The organism is Bradyrhizobium semiaridum (genome assembly GCF_020329505.1).
GTDB classification, from domain to species: domain Bacteria; phylum Pseudomonadota; class Alphaproteobacteria; order Rhizobiales; family Xanthobacteraceae; genus Bradyrhizobium; species Bradyrhizobium semiaridum.
The window spans coordinates 1-657 of sequence record NZ_JAGKJJ010000085.1 but is presented as its reverse complement, the minus strand read 5'-3'; the positions used below and the strand labels follow the sequence as shown (position 1 = coordinate 657).

Here is a 657-nt window from a genome sequence, read left to right as displayed (position 1 = left end):
GGCGGGCGGTTCAACTCGCCGGTGACTTTCACGCTGACACCTTCGGTGCGCGAGGTCAGCCCGAGGATCTTCGGCAGCAGCTCGTCGGCATCGGCCATGGTCGGCACGCGCATGTCGACTTCGGCATAGGCCTCCTCCGCGATCACGTTCGGCTTGGTGCCGCCCCGGACAACGCCGACATTGACGGTGACGCCGCGCGTGAGGTCGTTCATCGCCTCCAGCGCCTGGATCACATGGCCGAGTTCGCGGATCGCGCTGCGGCCGTCCTCGGGCCGTGTGCCCGCATGCGCCGGCACGCCCTTGATGACGACGTCGAATCGCGCGACGCCCTTGCGTCCGGTTACGATCTTGCCGCCGTCGCGTGCCGGCTCGGTCACCAGCACGTATTTGGCCTTGCGTCCTTCGGCTTCGATCAGCGCCCGCGAGGTCGGGCTGCCGATCTCCTCGTCCGACACATAAAGCTGCGTGATGCCGAGCGGCGGCCGCGCGCTGTCGGCGCAGATCTGCCGGAACGCGTGATAGGCGAGATAGGCGCCGCCCTTCATGTCGTAGATGCCGGGGCCGAACGCGACGTCGCCGTCGATCTTGAACGGCAGGCGCTCGATGAATCCCATCGGATGCACGGTGTCGAGATGGCTGAGCACCAGGATGCCCGGC

Annotated in this window: 1 protein-coding gene; it reads right to left on the bottom strand. The window is 67.4% G+C overall.

All coding sequences use genetic code 11. The features are described from left to right. Positions 1–657: M20/M25/M40 family metallo-hydrolase (locus J6500_RS31560; RefSeq protein WP_225716591.1), on the bottom strand; the 657-nt coding region annotated here is incomplete at both ends.